This is a genomic window from Alphaproteobacteria bacterium (assembly GCA_019695395.1).
In the GTDB taxonomy this organism is placed as follows: Bacteria; Pseudomonadota; Alphaproteobacteria; order JAEUKQ01; family JAIBAD01; genus JAIBAD01.
In genome coordinates, this window is sequence record JAIBAD010000018.1 from 16283 (window position 1) to 36437 (window position 20155).

Genomic DNA, 20155 nt, shown 5'->3' on the forward strand with positions numbered 1-20155 from the left:
TTACTCCACCGAACTAATACGTAATGAGTTGGGTGTATTAGGTAATGTATAATTAGGTAAAATACCTAACAGTGGGGCTATACGAGATACCACCCTATTAAAAGTAGGGGCCGCAACCCACCCACCAGTTGCATAATTATCAGATGCTTCATTACCTTTAGGCTCGTCGACCATAATTAAAATGGTATAGCGTGGTTGCTCAATAGGAAATGCACCAATAAAAGATGAAATACGTGATTCTTTGTCGTACCCATGCCCTTGTTGTTTATTGGCAGTTCCAGTTTTTCCACCAATATTATAGCCATAAGTCTGTGCTTTTTTTCCAGTTCCCATATCAACTACAGATTTCATTAAATTTCTTATTTTCTCAGAAGTATCAGCTTTAACAATCTGGGATAAACTATTCTGATTATTTTTAGAATCTTCAGATAAAATAAAAGTAAGGTTGCGATCATTACCATCACCAATAATATTGGCGACACCATTAATAAGATGCAAAGGTGTAATGGCAATCCCGTGACCATAAGCCATAGTCATCATATTAATAGGTCGCCATTCTTTAGGGAAAATAGGGCGACCCATTTCAGGTAACTCACTTATTAAGGGTTTTAATAAACCTAAATGACTAAAAAAATCATATTGTGTTTTAGCACCTGCCTGTAATGCCATTTTTGCAGAACCTATATTAGAAGAATAAGCAAAAATTTCATTTACAGATAAAGAACGATTTTGAGGATGATCGTCATGAATAGTAAATTTATCTATAACTATAGGTGTACTTGTATCAAAAACATCATTTAATGATACAATCCCTTTATCTAATACCATAGCTGTATTAAAAATTTTTAAAGTTGAACCCATTTCATAAACACCCAAACTTGCACGATTAAAACGGTTTTCACTTGGGGCTTGTTCTGGTGCATTAGGGTCAAAATCAGGTAGAGATACTAAAGAAAGCACTTCATGTGATGTGGTATCCAAAATGATACCAACCCCACCTTGTGCACTAAAATTCTTGATTGTTTTTGCTAGTTCATCGCGCATAATATATTGAAGACGCGTATCTAAAGATAGTCGAATGGAATTTTTTTCTTCATTCAATTTTTGATCAAAAGCTCGCTCTAAACCAGCAAGACCATGATTATCAATATCTGTATATCCAACGATATGGGCAAGTAAAGATCCCTGGGGATAAACACGGTGTTCTTCTTCTTTAAAGTAAAAACCGGGTAATCCTAACCTATTAATTGCATAATGTTGGCGAGGTGTAAGATTTCTTTTGATCCAAACAAAATTACGGTCTTGGGTTAATTTACTGTTAATTTCTTTAACATTTAATTCAGGCAAAATTTCTAAAATTTTTTTAATTGATTCATTAACATTTAATATTTGTTTTGGGTTTGCATAAAGAGATGCTGTAGGTAAACTTGTTGCAACAACAATGCCATTACGGTCAAGAATATCAGCTCTATATTTATTGGTCGGTTCATTTCTTATGGTATGAGTAATTTTTTGCAAGTCATCCGTACTGTTTGCCAACGTAACATTAACAAGCCTTAAGCCAATAGTTAAAAAACCGATGGCAAAAATGGCGCTAATGACTAATAAACGTGTACGACTTATTTCTAATTGCCGTTGTATTTGTATATCCAAAGGATCAATAGTTAATCTATGATGGATATAAGAAGGATACGCCATTTTATTAGAAGAAATTTTCATGGCTTTTTCTGTTTAAATGAGGATGATTTAGTATTTTGTTTTTCGTTCTTAAAATTTTTTGATGAATTTAAATTACGATTAACATTTTGATTAAGCATTTTATTATTTTGCTCTTCAGGGCCAATTTTATTTACATTATCAATAAAAGCAGGAGAGTTAAACTCTTGAAGTGCTATCATCTGGGATGGTATAAGAGGAGACGCATCAAGATATTTTTCAGAAAGCTTTCTTAAACGCGTTGGTTCTGTTAGATAATGCCATTCTGCATTTAATACATGGATTGCTGTTTGATTTTGATCAATTTGGCTATATATCTCTTTAAGTTCAGATTCAAGTTGCTGTACTTGATATTTAATGTGGAATAATCCAAATCCTGCAATCATTGCTAAAATTAACCAAATCAATGTTCCAATTTTAGTCATGAGAATTTACCCTATTTAAGGATGGTGGTAATTTTTCCCCAAGTCTAAGTTTAGCAGAACGAGCTCGCGGATTTATTCTTATTTCATTTAAACTTGCTGTAATTGCTTTTTTAGAGAGAAGTCTAAAAGTTTTTTTAAAAGAGGGTAATGTTTCTGGTGTATGTCTGTTGACATATGTTTGATTATCACTTCGTTGTCGTAAGAATTTTTTTACTTTTCTATCTTCTAAAGAATGAAAACTAACTACAGCCAACCTGCCATAAGGGCATAATATTTGTTCGGCCGCATCTAATCCTTTTTCTAATTCGTTCATTTCATCGTTAATATAAATTCGTATAGCTTGAAAAGTTCTTGTTGCCAAATCTATTTTAGAATTTGGGGAAGAGTAGGGGCGTAAAGTTTTACGTATGATGTTAGCTAGTTCTTCAGTGCGTAAAATTTTATTTTCTTGTCTTGCTTGCACGATAGCCCTTGCAATTTGTCTTGATTTATGTTCTTCACCATATTCAAATATAATGTTGGCAAGTTCTTCTTCGGGCATTGTGTTAATAAGATCAGAAGCTTTTGGCCCAAATTTTTCCATACGCATATCAAGTGGACCATCTTTTTGAAAAGAAAATCCACGCTCAGCTTGATCAAGTTGCATGGATGAAACGCCTAAATCCAAAGTTATACCATCAGCACAAGATTTTTGTTGAGTTTGAAGAATCTTGAACATATCGCTAAATCGTCCTTTAATGAGCGATAATCGTCCTGCATAACGTTGAACAATAGATTGTCCGTTTTTGATGGCCTCTGGATCACGATCAATGGCAAGCACATGACAATTTGCAGCTTCTAAAATGGCACAAGAATATCCCCCATTACCAAATGTTCCATCAATATAAAAACCATTATCTTTGGGAAGTAACCCCGCAATAACTTCTTTAAGTAATACAGGAATATGAAGCATGGTTATTTCTTATCCTGTTCAAATGATTGGGTTAAAGTATGTCCTTTGTCTAAGGCACGTTTTCTAGCTTGGCTTTTATGTTTTTCTAATATTTCTGGTTGCCATATTTCGAATATTTGGCCACGTCCCACAAAAGCAAAAACATCTTTAAGAAGAGCATGTTGAATAAGACTTTCTGGAATAATAATTCTACCTTCACTATCAAAAGAAAGCTGTTTTGCATCAGCAAACAAAGTTGCAGTAAAATCATCATGTGCGTCAGAAAAAAGATTTACATGGGTAAGATTGGTATTTAATTTTTCAAACCAATCTATTCCTGCGCATACAATGGCTGGATGTTTAAAAGACGGAAAAGCAATAATCCCCTGAAAAGATTGAGAGGCTAATATAGAACGGTACAGGGCGGGAACAGATACACGACCTTTACGATCAATCTTATTAAAAAATGTATCAATAAATAACCCCATAAAAATTCCCCACACTCTATAGAGTTGTGATTAAAAATATCTACTATAATGGGATATCATGGGATTAGATGGGCGTCAATGGGAATAGCTGGAAAATTAAAGATTTTCATCTAATTACATGATTATTTTTGTAATAAAGTGAAATAATATGGTTTTTTTATTTTTGATGAATAAGTAAAAGGTCAAAAATAGAATCAAAATAATAAATTTTTTATGTGAGAATAAAAAATAAATATAAAGTGAATATAAGAGAACAAATTTGACAGTAAGACTGTATCTTAAAGTAAAAGACAAGGCTTTAATAAGCCGGAAAAGTAAAGACAGGCTATAAGCCGGGTTCTGTTTAAAAGAAAAAATTCTTCTAAGATAGCTATTCATCTAGGATTGTTATTACTAACAACCTCAAGCAACCTACCCGGATGAAAGTGTGAATGTACACTAGGTTTTACAACCAAACATCCCTATGTGGTTTTGCTCCTGATGGGGTTTACCCTGCCGTTTTTATTACTAAAAACGCGGTGTGCTCTTACCACACCTTTTCACCCTTACTAATAATAGCGGTATTTTTTCTGTGGCACTTTCCCTAAGGTTTCCCTCGCCGGACGTTATCCGGCATCATACATTCATGGAGCCCGGACTTTCCTCTTCAAACATAAAATTTAAAGCAGCTATCCGCCTGTCTTTCCTATATATGTAGGTCTTTTAATGATGTTCGTCAATTTATTTGCATAAGTAAATTAATCAATTTATTTTGACATTCTTCGTTCCACAGACCATCACATATATGAGGGTGAAAATGTCTTTGAAAAGCTGTAATAACCGCTTTAAGTTCATCATCATATATAGAGTTAATTCCCAAAATATATCCAAATTTTCTTAAATTACATTTTAATTGATATATATCATTTTTCCATTCATATAAATTTTTATCTTTATGTATAAATGTATCATCAGGATATAAGCCAATACCATTGTCTGCGAGCCTTTTCCAATCGAAAAGTTCACCTGGATCTTCTTTACGTAAGGGAGCAATATCTGAATGACCTAAAACATGGCGTGGGGGTATAGGATGTCTGGCTAGAATTTTTTTAGCTAAATTAATTAAAGATATCATTTGTTTTTCTTGAAAGGGCCTATAGCCAAATTTATGTCCAGGATTAACTAATTCAATACCTATTGAACAGTTATTAATATTATCTTCGTTCTGCCAACCACCTATACCTGCATGCCATGCACGGTTTTTTTCCTCAACCAGCGCAAAAATATCTCCATTTTCTTCAATCATATAATGGGCACTAACTTTGGATTGAGGATCACACATACGATCCAACGCAACAGAACCATTTTGCATACCAGTATAATGGATAAGCAAAATATTAATAGTTTGGCCTATAGGTCTTGAATTAAAGTTCGGGGAAGGGTGAAAAATAAGATCAGGATACATATTATTGAACAGTATTAACCTTATGGCTATAAAATATGATTAAAGCTATGCCTGTTAGTATACATATAGCACCAAGAATAATATTTAATGTTAATTTTTCGTTTAAAAAAATAATTCCTGAAAGAACAGAAAAAAAAGGAATAAGAAAAGTAAAAGGCATAACTTTGTTAACAGAATAAATTTTTATCATACTGTACCATAGTCCATACCCCAATAAGGTAGCAAATAATATTTGATAGATAAGGGCAAGCCATAATTTATAATCACTTTGTAGAATGGCATTAAGTTGATTATGTTCAAAGAAAAATGATGCTAAAGCTAGTTGGGGTGACGCAAATGCAGCAATCCAACAATTTAAAGTCATGGGGTCAACATGTTGGCCGATATCTTTCATTTGAATATTAGAAAATGCCCAAGCAGTTGCAGCAATAATAACAAAAATAATAGGTAAAATATTACCTTGTAATTTGGGCTCTCCAACAATAATTCCAATACCCAAAAAAGCTAAAAGCATACCCAAAATATTTTTTAAAGTTAAATTTTCTTTAAAATAAAATTTAGAAAGTAAAGCAGCTATTGGAACTTGAAGCTGGACAACAATGGATGAAGTTGCAACATCTAATTGTTTAATACCAGCATATAAAAATCCGAAATGAATAAGACATAAGGTAAAAGAAAGAAAGAAAATTTTTAGAAAATATTCTCTCGGTATTCTCGTAAAAGGAATAAGAACAAAAGCTACACCTATAAAACGTAATGTTAGAAAAGCTATAGGGGGAAAATTTATCATTCCAATTTTTGCAACAGCAAAATTTGCGCCCCAAACTAATGATACCGATAATAAAGTAATAAAATGAAAAAAAGAAAGTTTTGATGACAAAATAATAATCTCTGATTTATAGAATATAATATGAAATTTTCTTGGAAGATTAAAATATTTATATTATAACCACAATTAATATAATTTGGATAAATTAATTAACACTCAAACCAATATAGGTAGTCTAATGATTTATACACAAACTGTTTCAACTACCCTGCTCAATACTCTTTGGCCATCCCAGAGTATTCAAAAAACAATTCTTGTTGCTTTTTTGACGTCAATGATATTTTGGCTTTCTGCAAAAGTTCAAGTTATGCTTGTGCCTGTTCCTGTTACTTTACAAGGATATGCCGTTTTAGTAAGTGCCGCTTTATTAGGCCGCCGTTTAGCTTTTTTAGCTGTTTTAACATATCTTATTGAAGGTGCTTTAGGCTTACCTGTATTTGCAGGTACACCTGAAAAAGGTATTGGCTTAGCCTATATGGTTGGCCCAACTGGTGGATATTTATTAGGTTTTTTGATTGCAGCTACGATAGTGGGGTGGTTTGCAGACCATAGTTGGGACCGCAATTGGTTTAAATCATTAATTATGATGTCTGTTGGACAAGCTATTATTTTTACCTTAGGGCTTATCTGGTTGTCCCAATTCTTGGGTTGGCAGGGTGCTTTAACCCACGGTTTCATGCCTTTTTGGAAAATCGATTTAACCAAAATGATCCTTGCGGTTTCTACACCACCTTTAATTTGGTCAATCTTTTCTTTTTTCAAAAAGAAAACACCGTAACTATTAATAATCATTAATATTTATGATTGATCCATAAATACACCTTGATGTATTTATGGATCAATTTATTTTGCTTTTATAAAAAATTAATATGATTGAGATTAATGGTATAGCACATATCATATTAACGGTAAGTAATTTTGAACTTTGTGTACCGTTTTATGAAAAGATGCTACCTTTTTTAGGCATGACACAAATTTTTCTTGAAGACGGGTATTTATATTATGTTGGCGGCAGAACAGCCATAGGGATAAGACGTGCTAGCCCCGAATATCAAAAGGACCACTTTATTCAATCACGCATAGGATTACATCATTTTTGTTTGAGAGCACGCGATAAAAAACAAGTTGATCTTTTTTATGAATTCCTTTGTACCTTAAATACAAAAATTATCCATCCCCCAGAAGAGGGAAATTGGGCACCAGGTTATTATTCAGTTTTATTTGAAGATCCAGATGGAATACGTATTGAAATGAATTATGTTCCAGGTAAGGGGCTTTTGGAATTGAATAATTAATTAATAAATAATGAATTATATATTTATTTTTTATTTTTAAAATAAAAATTTTCTCTGCTAAAATATTTTTCTGATTTTGCTTGAAGAAGTTCAAATATTAAAGAAACAAACCAATAAATAAAAGCAGCTGTAATAAGCATCTCAAGATTTTTAAATTCTGATCTCCCTTGGCTTTTAGCTACAAACATCAATTCCCAGACACCTAACACAGATACAAGCGAACTATCCTTAAGCATAGAAATAAATTGGCTCCCAATAGGTGGAATAATTAAACGCATCGACTGAGGCATAATTATTTTTATAAAAGTTATATAAGAATTAAATCCCAAACTTTGTGCTGCTTCCCACTGGCCTTTGGGTATGTTTTGTATACCAGATCTAAATATTTCTGCCATATAAGCTGCATACCCTAAACTTAAAGAGATAATGCCTGCAATTATTGCAGGTAATACAATATTAATTTGGGGTAATCCCAGATAAATAAGATATACTTGAAGCAAAAGAGGGGTGCCTCTAAAAAAAGAGATATAAAAAGTTGAAAAAGCATACAAAATACCGTTTTGGGCTAGTTTACCTAGCGCTAAAATTAATCCTAGGATGCATGCTAAAATAATAGAAATAATAGAAACGTATAATGTAGTTGTTAATCCAACATAAATAAGATACCCAATTTTTTTAAAAATAAAATTATAGCTAAGATTAAAGCTAATGAAAAAAATTATAAGTAATACTGTAAGGCTAGCCCACGTAAGAATGATTTGTCCTGGACGAGATATATACCTTAAAGTTAAAACAAGGCAAATAATACATATCCCAAGGAAAACTAATATATTGAAATCCATACCAATAATCTAAAATGTAATATAGGGAACAATTCTGAAAAATTTATAAAAAGATTGTTGCCTAGGGTTTAATATTACCATATTTTATAATTTTACACCTTACTGAATTATTCAATGTAATCAATAATAAAGAAAGGACATTTTAATGAAATCCTTATTCATTCAATTTTTTTCTAAAAAAAGTTTGTTTTGTATAAATTTACTTTTGTTATTTACTGTATCAGCTTTTGCTGCAGATTATGAAACAACATATTTAGAATATCGTAAAACAATTATTGCGTATGAATTATGTAAGAATCAAACCTTTGGTCAGGAACAAACTTATGTGTTGGCTAAATACATTGAACGACAAATTAATAATGCATTAAGTCCTGTTCAAAAACTTTCTTTAAATGATCAGGCAAAAAATAAAATGAAAGATATGGTTGTTCAATGGGGATGCACCAGCCCTAAAATAAGTGCATATATTAGCCGTTTTGAACAAGAATTACGGCCAGTATTAAAAGCAAATCAATAAAAATTTAAATAAGATTTATTCTGATGAATTCTGCCCAATATATTTTTGTTATGAAAGAACTTAGCAAGGTTTACCCTGGAGGACGTAAAATCCTAGAGGATGTTTGGCTTTCATTTCTGCCTGGGGCAAAAATTGGTGTTTTAGGGGCTAATGGTACAGGTAAATCTACATTATTAAAAATAATGGCTGGCCTTGACCAAGATATAGGGGGTGAAGCATGGGCTGCAGCTGGAATAAAAATAGGTTATTTGCATCAAGAACCCAAGCTTGATCCCAATAAAAATGTCCAAGAAAATATAATGGAAGCGGTGCAAGAAACAAAAAATCTTTTAGATCAATTTGAAGAAATCAATCTTGCATTTTCTGCAGAAAGTATTTCTGCAGAAGAAATTGAAAAGTTGGTCATAAAGCAAGGGGAACTTCAAGAAAAAATTGATGCTGTCAATGGTTGGGATTTAGAACGTACAATGGATATTGCTATGGATGCTTTACGTTGTCCATCTGGTGATTCTGATGTTACTCAATTAAGTGGGGGTGAAAGACGTAGGGTTGCGCTTTGCCGACTTTTATTAGAAAAGCCCGATCTTTTACTTTTAGATGAACCAACCAATCATTTAGATGCCGAATCTGTTGCATGGTTAGAACGTTTTTTACATGATTACAAAGGAACAGTTGTTGCTGTCACGCATGATCGTTATTTTTTAGATAACGTAGCGGGATGGATTTTAGAATTGGACCGAGGTAAAGCGTATCCTTTTGAGGGTAATTACTCGGCATGGCTCGAGCAAAAGCAAAAACGTATTGAACAGGAAGCACGTCAAGAAACATCAAGGCAAAAAACACTTCAACAAGAATTGGAATGGATACGTCAATCACCGAAGGCAAGACAGGCCAAAAGTAAATCACGCATATCTGCTTATGAAAAATTACTTCATCAAAATAATCAGCTTGATCAATTACAGACACAGCAAATTATTATCCCAGCCGGTCCAAGATTAGGTGATTTGGTTTTAGAAGCACAAAAAATATCTAAAAGTTATCAAGATCGCCTCCTGATGGAAAGGTTAAGCTTTAAGGTACCTCCTGGTGCAATTGTGGGAATTATTGGGCCTAATGGGGCAGGAAAAACCACATTATTTAAGTTGATTACAAATCAGGTTGCTCCTGATGAAGGTTCTCTTCGCCTAGGCTCTAGTGTAAATCTTGCTTATGTCGATCAGAATCGGGACCAGCTTGATCCAGATAAAACAGTTTGGGAAGTGATAAGCGATAATATGGACGAGATTGAATTAGGTAAAAACAAAATTCCTAGCCGAAGCTATGTGGCTTGTTTCAATTTTAAGGGGGCAGATCAACAAAAAAAAGTGGGTCAGCTTTCTGGAGGAGAGCGAAATCGAGTACATTTGGCTAAAATGTTGAAAATGGGTGCAAATTTTATTTTATTAGATGAACCAACTAATGATTTAGATGTTGATACTTTGCGCGCACTTGAAGAAGCATTATTAAACTTTGCTGGTTGTGCTATGATTATAAGCCATGATAGGTGGTTCTTGGACCGTATTGCAACCCATATTCTTGCTTTCGAAGGAGAAAGCCAAGTTATCTGGTTTGAAGGCAATTACGCCGATTATGAAATTGATAAACATAGAAGGTTAGGAAGCGATGCTGATCAACCCCACCGTATTAAATATAAACCTATTCATCGTAAGATATAATTAATTAAAAAACCTCTCATCAAGAGATGAGAGGTTTAAATAATCAAATCACAAAATGAAGTTAATTAATTTTGATTTTTTTCTTGAATTTGTACAATTTTCTTTTTCAAAGCTTCAGTAAGACTGGCAAGTCCACCATTTAAAGTGCTAGCAAAATCATCACGTAAGGTTGCGGCTTGACTTAATCCTTCAACCATAAAATCAACAACTTTATAGCTTTCACCCTCTTTACGTAATCTCCAATCTACTCGAATTTTATCAGATGCTTTTGATCCTGTAATTACGGATTGTACGGTGGCATAATCACCTGCCACATTTGTTGTTTTTAATACTTCAAGTTTTTCACCAGAATAACTGGATAAAAGAGCAGCAAAATTTTTGGCATTGTAGTCGCGAAATGTTTTAAGATATTCTGCTTTATCTGCCTCAGATGCATTATTCCAATGGCGGCCCACAATAAATTTACCCATGCTGTCAATATCAGCATAATTATCAAGAAAATGACGCATTAATTTTTCGCGTTCATTAAAACCATTTGATTTATTTGATAAAGTTGCAATTGCTTCTTCTGCTAAACCTTTAATAAACGCATCAGGTGTAATAGCTGCATAAGTTAAAGAAGATATAGAAAAATTCGAAATAAAAATAAAAGTTAAAACAACCCACAGCTGTTTAAAATTTATTAAGGATTTACTTAACTGAGTCATCGTATAAAAATCTCCGGCCTAAATATGCCAATAAATTATTTGTTAGTTTACAGCAAATTCTATATGCTTTTAGTTAAAGATGCATTAAATAAAAGCAACAAAATGTAACCCAATGTTTAGATACCATACTCATTAATAAAACTCTAGTTTTCTGTGTTTATTTAATATGGGGGATAATGAATATGTTGCAAAAAGACAACATTTTATAGAGAGATCAAAGGCTTAAACCCAGCGTTCAGCATAATGACAAGCGACAAGCTGCTCTTTAACTTTACGTAGTTCTGGAAATTTTTGAACGCATTCTTCGGTTGCATGAGGACATCTTTTGTGAAAGGCGCACCCACTAGGTGGATTAAAGGGGGAAGGAAGCTCTCCTTTAATAATTTCTTTTTTCATTCTTAAAGCTGGATCAACAGAAGGTGTGCTACTTAAAAGAGCACGCGTATAAGGATGAAGAGGGGTATGATAAATAGATCTTTTTGACCCATATTCAACCGGACGTCCAAGGTACATAACAAGCACATCATCTGCAATATGTTTAACCACACTTAAATCATGAGAAATAAAAAGATAAGCAAGGTTAAATTCTTTTTGTAATTCAAGCATTAAATTTAAAACTTGGGCCCGAATAGAAACATCAAGAGCAGAAACAGGTTCATCAGCTACAACAATTTTGGGTTTCAGCATTAAAGCCCGGGCTATAGCAACTCTTTGACGTTGTCCACCAGAAAACATATGGGGATAACGGTTATAATGTTCTGGCCTTAAGCCAACTTTAGCCATAAGATTTCTGGCAGTTTCTTCTCGTTCTTGAGCATTAAGTCCAGTATTAATTTTTAAAGGTTCTTCTAAAATAGTTCCAATTTTTTTACGCGGATTTAAAGATGCATACGGATTTTGAAAAACCATTTGAACAACAGGTCTTAATTTTTTTAAGGTATAAGAATTTGCACCTATAATATTATGTTCTTCAATACGCAACATACCTGTAGCAGGTGGTTCAATCATTGTGATCATACGCGCTAAAGTTGATTTACCAGAACCAGATTCACCCACCACAGCAAGTGTTTTACCCTGGGTAAGAGTAAAGCTGACTTTTGATACTGCTCTTAGAATCGCAGGAGATTTAAATAAGCCTGTTTTGACAAGATAATATTGTCCAAGATCTTTGGCTTCAAGTAAAGGTGTGTCGTTGGACTTCATCATAATATTATTTCAAAGGTTCATTAAGTGGAAAATGACATCTATATTGGGTATTTGTAATACCCTCTATCAAAGGAATTTCTTGTTGGCAACGTATTTGCGCATATTGACAACGGGGATGAAAAAGACATCCTGAAGGACGGTCATAAACACCAGGTACGACACCAGGAATAGTTGGTAATTTTTCACCTTCAATAGAACGTTCAGGCAAAGCATTAAGAAGAGCTGCTGTATAGGGATGATGGGGACGGAAGAAAATTTTGTTTGAATCTTGCATTTCCATCTGTTGTCCGGCATACATCACCATAACCTTTTCAGACATTTCTGCAACAACACCCATATCATGGGTAATTAAAATTAGACCCATATTGCGCTCTTTACGAAGTACTCGAAGAAGATCTAGAATTTGAGCTTGAATTGTAACATCTAAAGCTGTTGTTGGTTCATCAGCAATAAGAAGACGTGGGTTACAGGCAATAGCCATTGCAATCATAATCCGTTGATTCATCCCCCCAGAAAGCTGGTGAGGAAAAGAATCTAGTCGGCTTTTGGGATCTGAAATACCTACTTGGTCAAGAAGTTCAATAGCTCTTTTACGAAGAAGCCGTTTGCTCCCGCCTTCATGAATGGCAAGCGTTTCCATAATTTGAAACCCAGTTGTAAAACAAGGGTTAAGACTGCTTGTTGGCTCTTGAAAGATCATGGCAATATCTTTGCCAAGTATTTTTCGTCGTTCAGTGGTAGATAATGAAAAAAGATTTTTGCCATTAAAACTTAATTTATCAGCTTTAATTTTTCCTGGCCATGGAACTAGTCCCATAAGAGCGAGCATGGCCATACTTTTTCCAGAACCCGATTCACCTACAATACCTAATGTTTCACCTTGATTTAAGGTGATAGTCAAATTATCAACTGCTTTAAAGGTTGTTGTGTCAGAGATAGGGAATTCAACAGATAAATTTTTAATTTCTAATAAATTCATAATATTTTAACATTATTTTTAACGTTTTAATCGAGGGTCAAGTGCATCTCTTAGCCCATCCCCCATAAGATTAAAAGCAAGGACAGTAAACAAAATAACTAAACCTGGAAAGGTTACAACCCACCATGCTGATTGTACAAATTCAAATGATCCTGCTAACATTGTACCCCATTCTGGTGTTGGAGGCTGTGCGCCATAACCTAAAAAACCTAGAGCGGCAGCATCTAAAATAGCACTAGAAAAACTTAAACTTGCTTGAACAATTAAAGGTGCAACACAATTTGGTAAAATAGTTAAAAACATTAACCGTAAAGTACTTGCCCCTGCAACTCTGGATGCAATTACATATTCTTTAGAAAATTCTGCTAGAACTGATGCTCGTACCAATCGTGCATAATTAGGTAAGACAGTAATAGCAATAGCAATCATTGCGTTTGTTAAACTTTTTTCCAAAATGGCAATAATAACTAAAGCCATTAAAAGGCTAGGTAAGGCTTGGATAACATCCATAGCTCTCATAATAACAAAATCTATCCAGCCTCGAAAAAATCCTGAGGTTAGACCTAAAATAACCCCAAACATCAATGAGATTGTAACAACAATAAAGCCAATGAAAAGCGATAATCTTGCCCCATGAATAAGTCTAGAAAGTATATCTCGACCTAAAGAGTCCGTACCTAAAATAAAAGAAGAAGAACCACCTTCGACCCATGAGGGAGGTAAAAGTAAAGCATCACGATATTGCTCGATAGGATTATAAGGCGCTATATAATCTGCAAATATAGCTAAAAATAGAATAATTGTAATAACACATAGACCTATTAAAGCACCATGATTTTGGCGAAAATGTTGCCAAAACTCTTTTAATGGTCCTGGTGGTGTTGCCATTATGGTAAGGGATGAAGGAGAGGTTACTTGTTCAACGTGCATGGCGAATACGAGGATTAATTAGACCATAAAGAAGATCAACAGTTAAATTAACAAGCATGACAAAAGTGGCAACAAGTAAAACAGCACCTTGAAGTACAGGATAGTCACGTCGATCCAAAGAATTAATAAGCCATTTGCCAATTCCAGGCCACGAAAAAATAGTTTCCGTCAAAACGGCACCAGCAAGGAGAGTCCCCGTTTGCAATCCAATAACTGTAATAACAGGAATAAGAGCATTCCTTAAAGCGTGAATTACAATAACCCGCCATGGTCTTAACCCTTTAGCTTTTGCAGTGCGTATATAATCTTCGTTTAAGACTTCAATCATTGAAGATCTTGTCATGCGAGCAATAATTGCTAGTGGAATTGTTCCCAAGGCAATTGTGGGTAAGATCATATGATGTAACGCGGAAAAAAATGCGTCATAATCACCTGCAAGAAGACAGTCAAGCAATAAAAATCCAGTTTTTTGTTCAATAAAATATTGTACATCAAGCCGTCCCGATACAGGTGTTAAATCAAGATGAAGAGAGAAAAATAAAATTAAAAGTAATCCCCACCAAAAAATTGGCATAGATTGTCCAGTTAAAGCTGCTGTCATAACTGTGTGATCAACAGTTCTACCTCTTCTGATAGCTGCAATAATACCAGCAGGAATTCCAACAATCATTCCAAATAACATAGCAACAAGTGCAAGCTCAACGGTCGCTGGAAATCTGGATAAAAATTCATGCATTACGGGTTCATTTGTGACAACAGATAGGCCTAAATCACCATGAAAAACTTGCCATATATATTTGCCATATTGCTCCCATAAACGGCGATCAAAGCCAAGACGTTGTAACATTTCGGCATGCCAACGTGGATCTACAGCACGTTCCCCTAACATAGCTTCAATAGGATCACCTGGTAAAAGACGTACCATTCCAAAGGTTAGAAGTGTAACCCCAAAAAATGTTGGAATTAATAGACAAATTCGGCTTAAAATAAAACGCAGCATAAATAATCGAAAGTAAATTTCAAAAAGAATGAGTTAAAAGATATTATACACTAAAAGTAAAGGTGACCTATCGTCAAGCTAAACTTATAGGTCACCTTATTAAATTAAAAAGCTATAATATCTTATTTAAGTGATACTTCTTGGAAATCATGACTACCAAGAGGGCTCATTTTATAGCCTTCAACATTTGCTCTTGTAATTTCATTTACAATTGAATGAGCAACAGTAAACCAAGGTGCTTCTTCTTTAAATACTTTTTGAGCTTCTTCATAAAGTTTTGTGCGTTCTTTAACATCACTAACTTGTCGAGCTTTAACAACAAGGTCATCAAAGTTTTTATCACACCATCTGGATGTACTGGTTTTTGCTGCATCACATGATAACAAAGTATTTAAGAAGTTATCAGGATCTGGATAATCGCCTGTCCATCCTAGTTGGAGCATATCATGTTCGCCTTCACGTTGACGTTTTAAATACTCTTTCCATTCATAGGTGACGAGTTTTACTTTAACCCCAACTTTGGCAAGGTCAGCTTGCATAGCTTCAGCCATTTTTTGTCCATTTGGATTATAAGGACGAACAACAGGCATATACCATAAAGTTGTTTCAAAACCATCTTTATATCCTGCTTCTTCAAGAAGTTTTTTAGCTTTAGCAGGGTCATAAGAATAATCTTTAACTTGTTTATTGTAAGACCATAAAGTTGGAGGAATTGGATTAACGGCTGGTGTAGCAGCACCTAAATAAACAGCTTTAATAAGGTTTGTTTTATCAATAGCCATATTAAGAGCTTGTCTTACTTTTTTATCATTAAAAGGTTTTTTCTCTACGTTAAAACCTAAATAAGCAACGTTAAAACCTTCTTGTTGTAAAACTTTTAAATTTTTGTCTGCTTTTAATTTTGGTAAATCAGCCGCATTTGGATAGGCCATAACATGACATTCACCTTTTTCAATTTTAGATGCACGTGTTGCAGCATCTGTGGTGATTGAAAAAACTAAATTATCAAATTTAGGGGCACCTTTCCAATAATCTTTGTTAGCTTTGTAACGTATGGTTGAATCTTTTACATAATCAACTAAAACGAAAGGACCTGTTCCAACTGGATTAGTATCTAGTTTTTCAGGTGTGCCTGCTTTTAACATTTGATCCGCATATTCTTTAGATAAAATTGAAAAAGAATATAATGCTAAAATATTGGTAAAAGGTGAATTAGGTGCATTTAATGTAATACGCACTGTATTATCATCAACCTTTTCAATTGATTTTAAAACATCTGGCATACTTGTTTCAGCAAAATAAGTATAAGTTCCACCTGAAACTTTATGATATGCATTATCTTCTTTCCACATTCTTTCAAAGCTGAATACAACGTCATCTGCATTGAAATTACGTGTTGGGGTAAAATCTTTAGTGGTTTGCCATTTAACATTTTGACGTAATTTAAATGTGTAAACTAATCCATCTGGTGAAATGGTCCAAGATTCAGCTAAGCCTGGTTTTGTTTCTGTAGAACCAGGAGAAAATTCAACCAATCTATTATAAATAGGTGTTGCTGATGCATCAAAAGTTGTACCTGCTGTACCTAATTGTGGATTAAAACTTTCGGGTCCACCTTCCGAACAAAAAACCAAAGTTGCTTCTTTTGCTTCAGCACTTAAAGCAGGTATTAAAACCAAGCTTGCCATGATTGAAGCAGTTAGTAAATTAAACTTCATAAAAAACCTCCTAGAACGAATAGGTATATAATAGTAAACTCCCCATGTTTTGAAGACATGATAGGTATATAGATATACGGTGACCTGGTCCTTTAATTATGTCAATTAGAAAAGATATCTTGAATAAAACAGCCTAGATTTTCTTTACGATTTAAGTTTTATCAGGTTAAAATAAGGCTATTTAGTAGAATCACTTAGAAATGAAAAGACCATTGTATACTCAAAATCCTTCAAAAGAAGAAGCAGAAATATACGGAATAAAGGCATTACAATTTATTGCTGAAGATAGTAACCTTTTAAATTCTTTTATAAATTCGACTGGTTTTATTCCATCAGATTTACAAGACCGGATTGATCATCCTTTGACGATTGCAGCCCTATTCGATTTTCTTTTAAGTGAAGAGGAAGTTTTAAAAAAATTTCTACATATTCATAATATTGACATAAAGTTTTTTATAAAATGTAGACAATATTTTCCAGGTTTTAGTGGATGGTAGTCATTAAATTTTTAGGTAGTTTAGGTTAAAAAATAATGGGATTGGTTGATCATATTACGAGGTGCAATGTAAAAGATTTGTCAAAATTCTTACCTTTTTATATTGAACAGTTTCATGTAGGGTGGATTTATCGTAAAAATTTAATGCATCTGGATATTTTCTCTGACACTTTTAATATTTATCCTAATTTTGTAGCGTTGAATGAGAAATTGGATAATTTTGAGAATCGTAGCGCTATATTTGCTGAAATATGTAATTCATTAGAAAAAAAAGGTCTTATAAAAGGATGGAGAGGTGAAAATTATCCTGTTACTCTTGGTTTGGATCACCCACCTCTGATGCAGATAGAAAGAGCGGCAGCATCTTTTTTTGGGATTCGTGCTTATGGAATTCACTTGAATGGATATGTAAAACATACAAATGGTTTAATGATGTGGATTGCCAAACGGTCTCTAGATAAACAAGTGGCACCAGGGAAGCTTGATAATATGGTTGCTGGTGGCCAACCTATAGGAATGTCTTTAAAAGACAATTTGATAAAAGAAGCAAGAGAAGAGGCAGCATTATCTGCGCATCTGGCATTGCTTGCAAAGCCTGTGGGGTTAATTTCTTATCTTACAGAATATAATTATGGGTTACGTCATGATTTTTTATTTACCTATGATTTAGAATTACCAAAGGATTTTGTTCCTAAAAATAATGACGGGGAAGTAGAAGAATTTTATCTATGGCCTGTCGATTTTATAAAAAATAAGTTAGAAGAGACATTTGATTTTAAATTTAATACAGCCTTAGTTCTTATAGATTTTTTTATTCGTCATGGATTATTAGATCCAGATGAAGAAAAAAATTATGATACTCTTATTCGAGGATTAAGAACAAGTTTTTAGAAAGATAGGGTGTTGATACGCAAATATTTTTAAGGACCCCAGAAACCACCAGATTTATCTGATTTTTTACTTCTATCAGTTTGGCTATTATTATCCCGGGTTTCTTTTATATCATTGTCCATAGTATCTTCAGAAATTTTAGCAAAAAGACTTTTTGTTTTAGTAAGCTTATTAACAACCTCATAAAGTTGTTCAGCGCCATCGCCATTGCTAAAATAAAAGCTCATATTTCCATTATTTCTGGTAACAATATACCCACCCAATTGGCCATAAAAAACAGCGGTAGTTTTATCTGGGTAAATTTCAATTTTGTCATTAGTTGGGGATCCATAAAAGGTTACAGTGATATCACCTTTACGTAAATAATTACTAAAGATACCATAGCTTAATTTTTTTTCTTCTTTTGGTTTTTCTTTATTTCCAGGAATTAATTGACCTTGTTCCATTTGGTTTTTTATTGTTTTGGCAATAATACTATTGGAAGGAATAATTCCTGAAATAGCATAAATTTTTGGGTCTTTTTTATTTTTGAGATCTATAGAGTATTTTTCTATTTCTATAACGCTACCATCTTCATAAGATCTAATTTCTTTTTTATTTGTTTTTTTAACTGTAGATGTAAGCGAAGAAGCCGTATTTTCCTGTGCCCACACGGAATTATTAAGGAAAATTGATCCTAAAATAACATTCAAACAAATAAAAATTAGCGGTAAACGTTTTTTTATCATTTTTTTAATTATTATATCTATTCCAAGTTAATTTTATTTAAATTAATAAACTTTTTCCAATAATAAAGACTTTACAATAAAAAGGTAAATAAAAAGTTAATGAATTAGGACTTACTAACATAAATTCATTTTCTGTTCCAAATGTATTTGTAAAAAAATAGGGGCAATTACGTACGTAATTGCCCCTATTTTTAGATATAATTATTAAGGAGCTCTTGGACCTGCTTTTTCTTGAGCAGTAGAAGCTCTTTCACTACCTGCATCTTTAGCAACTTTATTTTGAGTAGCGTAAGTTGGTAAAGTTGATAAGAAAGCACGGGGTTTTGCACCGCCTGTTGGAAGAGGAGGAGGGGCAGCCACGTGAATTGTTTTACTACCATTTGAAACAAAAGCAGGGGCTTTTCTGACACCTACGCTATTTTTATTAACAAGATCAACAATGGCCTTATAAGCAGGTTGTCTACCAGAATCAGCAGAAAATGATAAGTTTATACTGCCATCAGGGTTTATAACTAAATTTCCACCTAAATTTGCATAACGGACAAACTTTTTGCCATCAGGATATATTTCGACTATATCACCATTAGCATAATATTCAAGGGTTACATTATCCGTACTTTTACCAAATGTACCACCTTTTACTACTTTAGTTCCTGTAACTTGTCCACCAGCACCTGGTTTTAGAAAACCATTTTTAAAGGCATCTGTTAAAGCGGCATGAACTGTACTTCCTGGTTTAAAGGATCCTTCTAATCTACCCGGGACCAATTGATCGCTTGTTGTACTTTTGCGATATATCAGATCTAACTGACTACCGTCATTAAATTTAACATGTTGTAATTCACGACGTTTTGTATCCATTTCACTGTACCAAGTACTATTTTGTGCCCAAGTTGGATTAGTTAACAAACACGCACCTAAAATAAATAAATAAATTAAATTTTTTTTAAACATCTGATTAATCTCCAAAATAAAATATTATATTATATGAATATTTTACCTATAAAAGCTAATTGGTTAATATTTAGTTAATATTCAGCATAAAATTCAATTATTTAAATTTTTATTTATAATATATAAAATTATATAATTGTATATTGATTTATAATTATAATTTTTTATAAATTATAAAAAATTATATTTATTTTTATTTTTAATAAAAAAAATAAAAAAAATATTATAATTTAAAAAAGAGAGTATAATTTTTAATATCACTCTCTTAGTATTAGATGTTCAATTGTATATTATAAAACTCTAGAATCCTTTGGGGGGTTGCCCATCCGAATCTTACTTTACGA

The 20155-nt window shown here is 33.3% G+C and carries 21 protein-coding genes and 1 other RNA gene; 6 read left to right on the forward strand and 16 right to left on the reverse strand.

Annotated features, from left to right (window positions below; genetic code table 11):
* From K1X44_04575 to K1X44_04605, 7 genes are all read right to left on the reverse strand, one after another.
* A complete protein-coding gene (locus tag K1X44_04575) occupies positions 1-1719 on the reverse strand; it encodes a penicillin-binding protein 2 (GenBank protein ID MBX7146566.1) in 1719 nt (572 codons plus the stop codon).
* Entirely contained in the window at positions 1716-2141 is a 426-nt protein-coding gene (locus K1X44_04580; protein ID MBX7146567.1) for a hypothetical protein, read from the reverse strand. Before K1X44_04580 ends, K1X44_04575 begins: the two co-directional genes overlap by 4 nt.
* On the reverse strand, positions 2134-3093 hold the full coding sequence (gene rsmH, locus K1X44_04585; GenBank protein ID MBX7146568.1) for a 16S rRNA (cytosine(1402)-N(4))-methyltransferase RsmH: 960 nt from the start codon (positions 3091-3093) through the stop codon (positions 2134-2136). Before rsmH ends, K1X44_04580 begins: the two co-directional genes overlap by 8 nt.
* A 2-nt stretch (positions 3094-3095) precedes the next feature.
* Positions 3096-3560 (reverse strand): division/cell wall cluster transcriptional repressor MraZ, encoded by a 465-nt coding sequence (locus tag K1X44_04590; GenBank protein MBX7146569.1) that lies wholly within the window; start codon positions 3558-3560, stop codon positions 3096-3098.
* 312 nt (positions 3561-3872) lie between these two features.
* Positions 3873-4244, reverse strand: an RNA gene (gene rnpB, locus K1X44_04595) — RNase P RNA component class A.
* Positions 4245-4275: 31 nt separating this feature from the next.
* A complete protein-coding gene (locus K1X44_04600; GenBank protein MBX7146570.1) occupies positions 4276-5004 on the reverse strand; it encodes an N-acetylmuramoyl-L-alanine amidase in 729 nt (242 codons plus the stop codon).
* A gap of 1 nt (position 5005) precedes the next feature.
* On the reverse strand, positions 5006-5884 hold the full coding sequence (locus K1X44_04605) for an EamA family transporter (GenBank protein ID MBX7146571.1): 879 nt from the start codon (positions 5882-5884) through the stop codon (positions 5006-5008).
* A 127-nt stretch (positions 5885-6011) separates the two neighbouring features.
* Here K1X44_04605 and K1X44_04610 point away from each other — a divergent pair, with 127 nt between their 5' ends.
* Both K1X44_04610 and K1X44_04615 read left to right on the forward strand, forming a co-directional pair.
* Complete coding sequence (locus tag K1X44_04610) at positions 6012-6611, forward strand: biotin transporter BioY (GenBank protein ID MBX7146572.1); 600 nt, start codon at positions 6012-6014, stop codon at positions 6609-6611.
* 91 nt (positions 6612-6702) lie between these two features.
* Entirely contained in the window at positions 6703-7128 is a 426-nt protein-coding gene (locus K1X44_04615; GenBank protein MBX7146573.1) for a VOC family protein, read from the forward strand.
* Between the two features lie 23 nt (positions 7129-7151).
* On the opposite strand, the gene K1X44_04620 is transcribed toward K1X44_04615, so the two are convergent.
* The gene (locus K1X44_04620) at positions 7152-7970 is read right to left on the reverse strand and encodes an amino acid ABC transporter permease (GenBank protein ID MBX7146574.1); all 819 of its coding nucleotides are present in this window, start codon (positions 7968-7970) and stop codon (positions 7152-7154) included.
* A 145-nt stretch (positions 7971-8115) separates the two neighbouring features.
* On the opposite strand from K1X44_04620, the gene K1X44_04625 reads away from it, so the two are divergent.
* Positions 8116-8487: a hypothetical protein gene (locus tag K1X44_04625; GenBank protein ID MBX7146575.1), complete on the forward strand. Its 372-nt coding sequence runs from the start codon at positions 8116-8118 to the stop codon at positions 8485-8487.
* A gap of 23 nt (positions 8488-8510) precedes the next feature.
* Positions 8511-10202, forward strand: coding sequence for an energy-dependent translational throttle protein EttA (ettA, locus tag K1X44_04630; GenBank protein MBX7146576.1), 1692 nt, complete (start codon positions 8511-8513; stop codon positions 10200-10202).
* A gap of 65 nt (positions 10203-10267) precedes the next feature.
* On the opposite strand, the gene K1X44_04635 is transcribed toward ettA, so the two are convergent.
* From K1X44_04635 to K1X44_04660, 6 genes are all read right to left on the reverse strand, one after another.
* Positions 10268-10909, reverse strand: a complete 642-nt coding sequence (locus K1X44_04635; GenBank protein MBX7146577.1) for an ABC transporter substrate-binding protein — start codon at positions 10907-10909, stop codon at positions 10268-10270.
* Between the two features lie 222 nt (positions 10910-11131).
* Positions 11132-12115, reverse strand: a complete 984-nt coding sequence (locus K1X44_04640) for a dipeptide ABC transporter ATP-binding protein (GenBank protein ID MBX7146578.1) — start codon at positions 12113-12115, stop codon at positions 11132-11134.
* Between the two features lie 4 nt (positions 12116-12119).
* Positions 12120-13094, reverse strand: a complete 975-nt coding sequence (locus K1X44_04645; GenBank protein ID MBX7146579.1) for an ABC transporter ATP-binding protein — start codon at positions 13092-13094, stop codon at positions 12120-12122.
* Between the two features lie 18 nt (positions 13095-13112).
* Entirely contained in the window at positions 13113-13982 is an 870-nt protein-coding gene (locus K1X44_04650; protein ID MBX7146580.1) for an ABC transporter permease subunit, read from the reverse strand.
* A gap of 31 nt (positions 13983-14013) precedes the next feature.
* Positions 14014-15024, reverse strand: coding sequence for an ABC transporter permease subunit (locus K1X44_04655; protein ID MBX7146581.1), 1011 nt, complete (start codon positions 15022-15024; stop codon positions 14014-14016).
* 122 nt (positions 15025-15146) lie between these two features.
* Positions 15147-16742: an ABC transporter substrate-binding protein gene (locus K1X44_04660; protein ID MBX7146582.1), complete on the reverse strand. Its 1596-nt coding sequence runs from the start codon at positions 16740-16742 to the stop codon at positions 15147-15149.
* A 200-nt stretch (positions 16743-16942) separates the two neighbouring features.
* Between K1X44_04660 and K1X44_04665 the strand changes: the two genes are divergently transcribed.
* Together K1X44_04665 and K1X44_04670 are read left to right on the forward strand one after the other, a co-directional pair.
* A complete protein-coding gene (locus K1X44_04665) occupies positions 16943-17239 on the forward strand; it encodes a DUF3572 domain-containing protein (GenBank protein ID MBX7146583.1) in 297 nt (98 codons plus the stop codon).
* A 35-nt stretch (positions 17240-17274) separates the two neighbouring features.
* Positions 17275-18129 (forward strand): DUF4743 domain-containing protein, encoded by an 855-nt coding sequence (locus tag K1X44_04670; GenBank protein MBX7146584.1) that lies wholly within the window; start codon positions 17275-17277, stop codon positions 18127-18129.
* A gap of 29 nt (positions 18130-18158) precedes the next feature.
* Here the strand turns inward: K1X44_04670 and K1X44_04675 are convergent, their stop codons facing one another.
* On the reverse strand, positions 18159-18857 hold the full coding sequence (locus K1X44_04675; GenBank protein ID MBX7146585.1) for a hypothetical protein: 699 nt from the start codon (positions 18855-18857) through the stop codon (positions 18159-18161).
* 204 nt (positions 18858-19061) lie between these two features.
* Positions 19062-19811, reverse strand: coding sequence for a hypothetical protein (locus tag K1X44_04680; protein MBX7146586.1), 750 nt, complete (start codon positions 19809-19811; stop codon positions 19062-19064).
* Positions 19812-20155 lie beyond the last annotated feature (344 nt).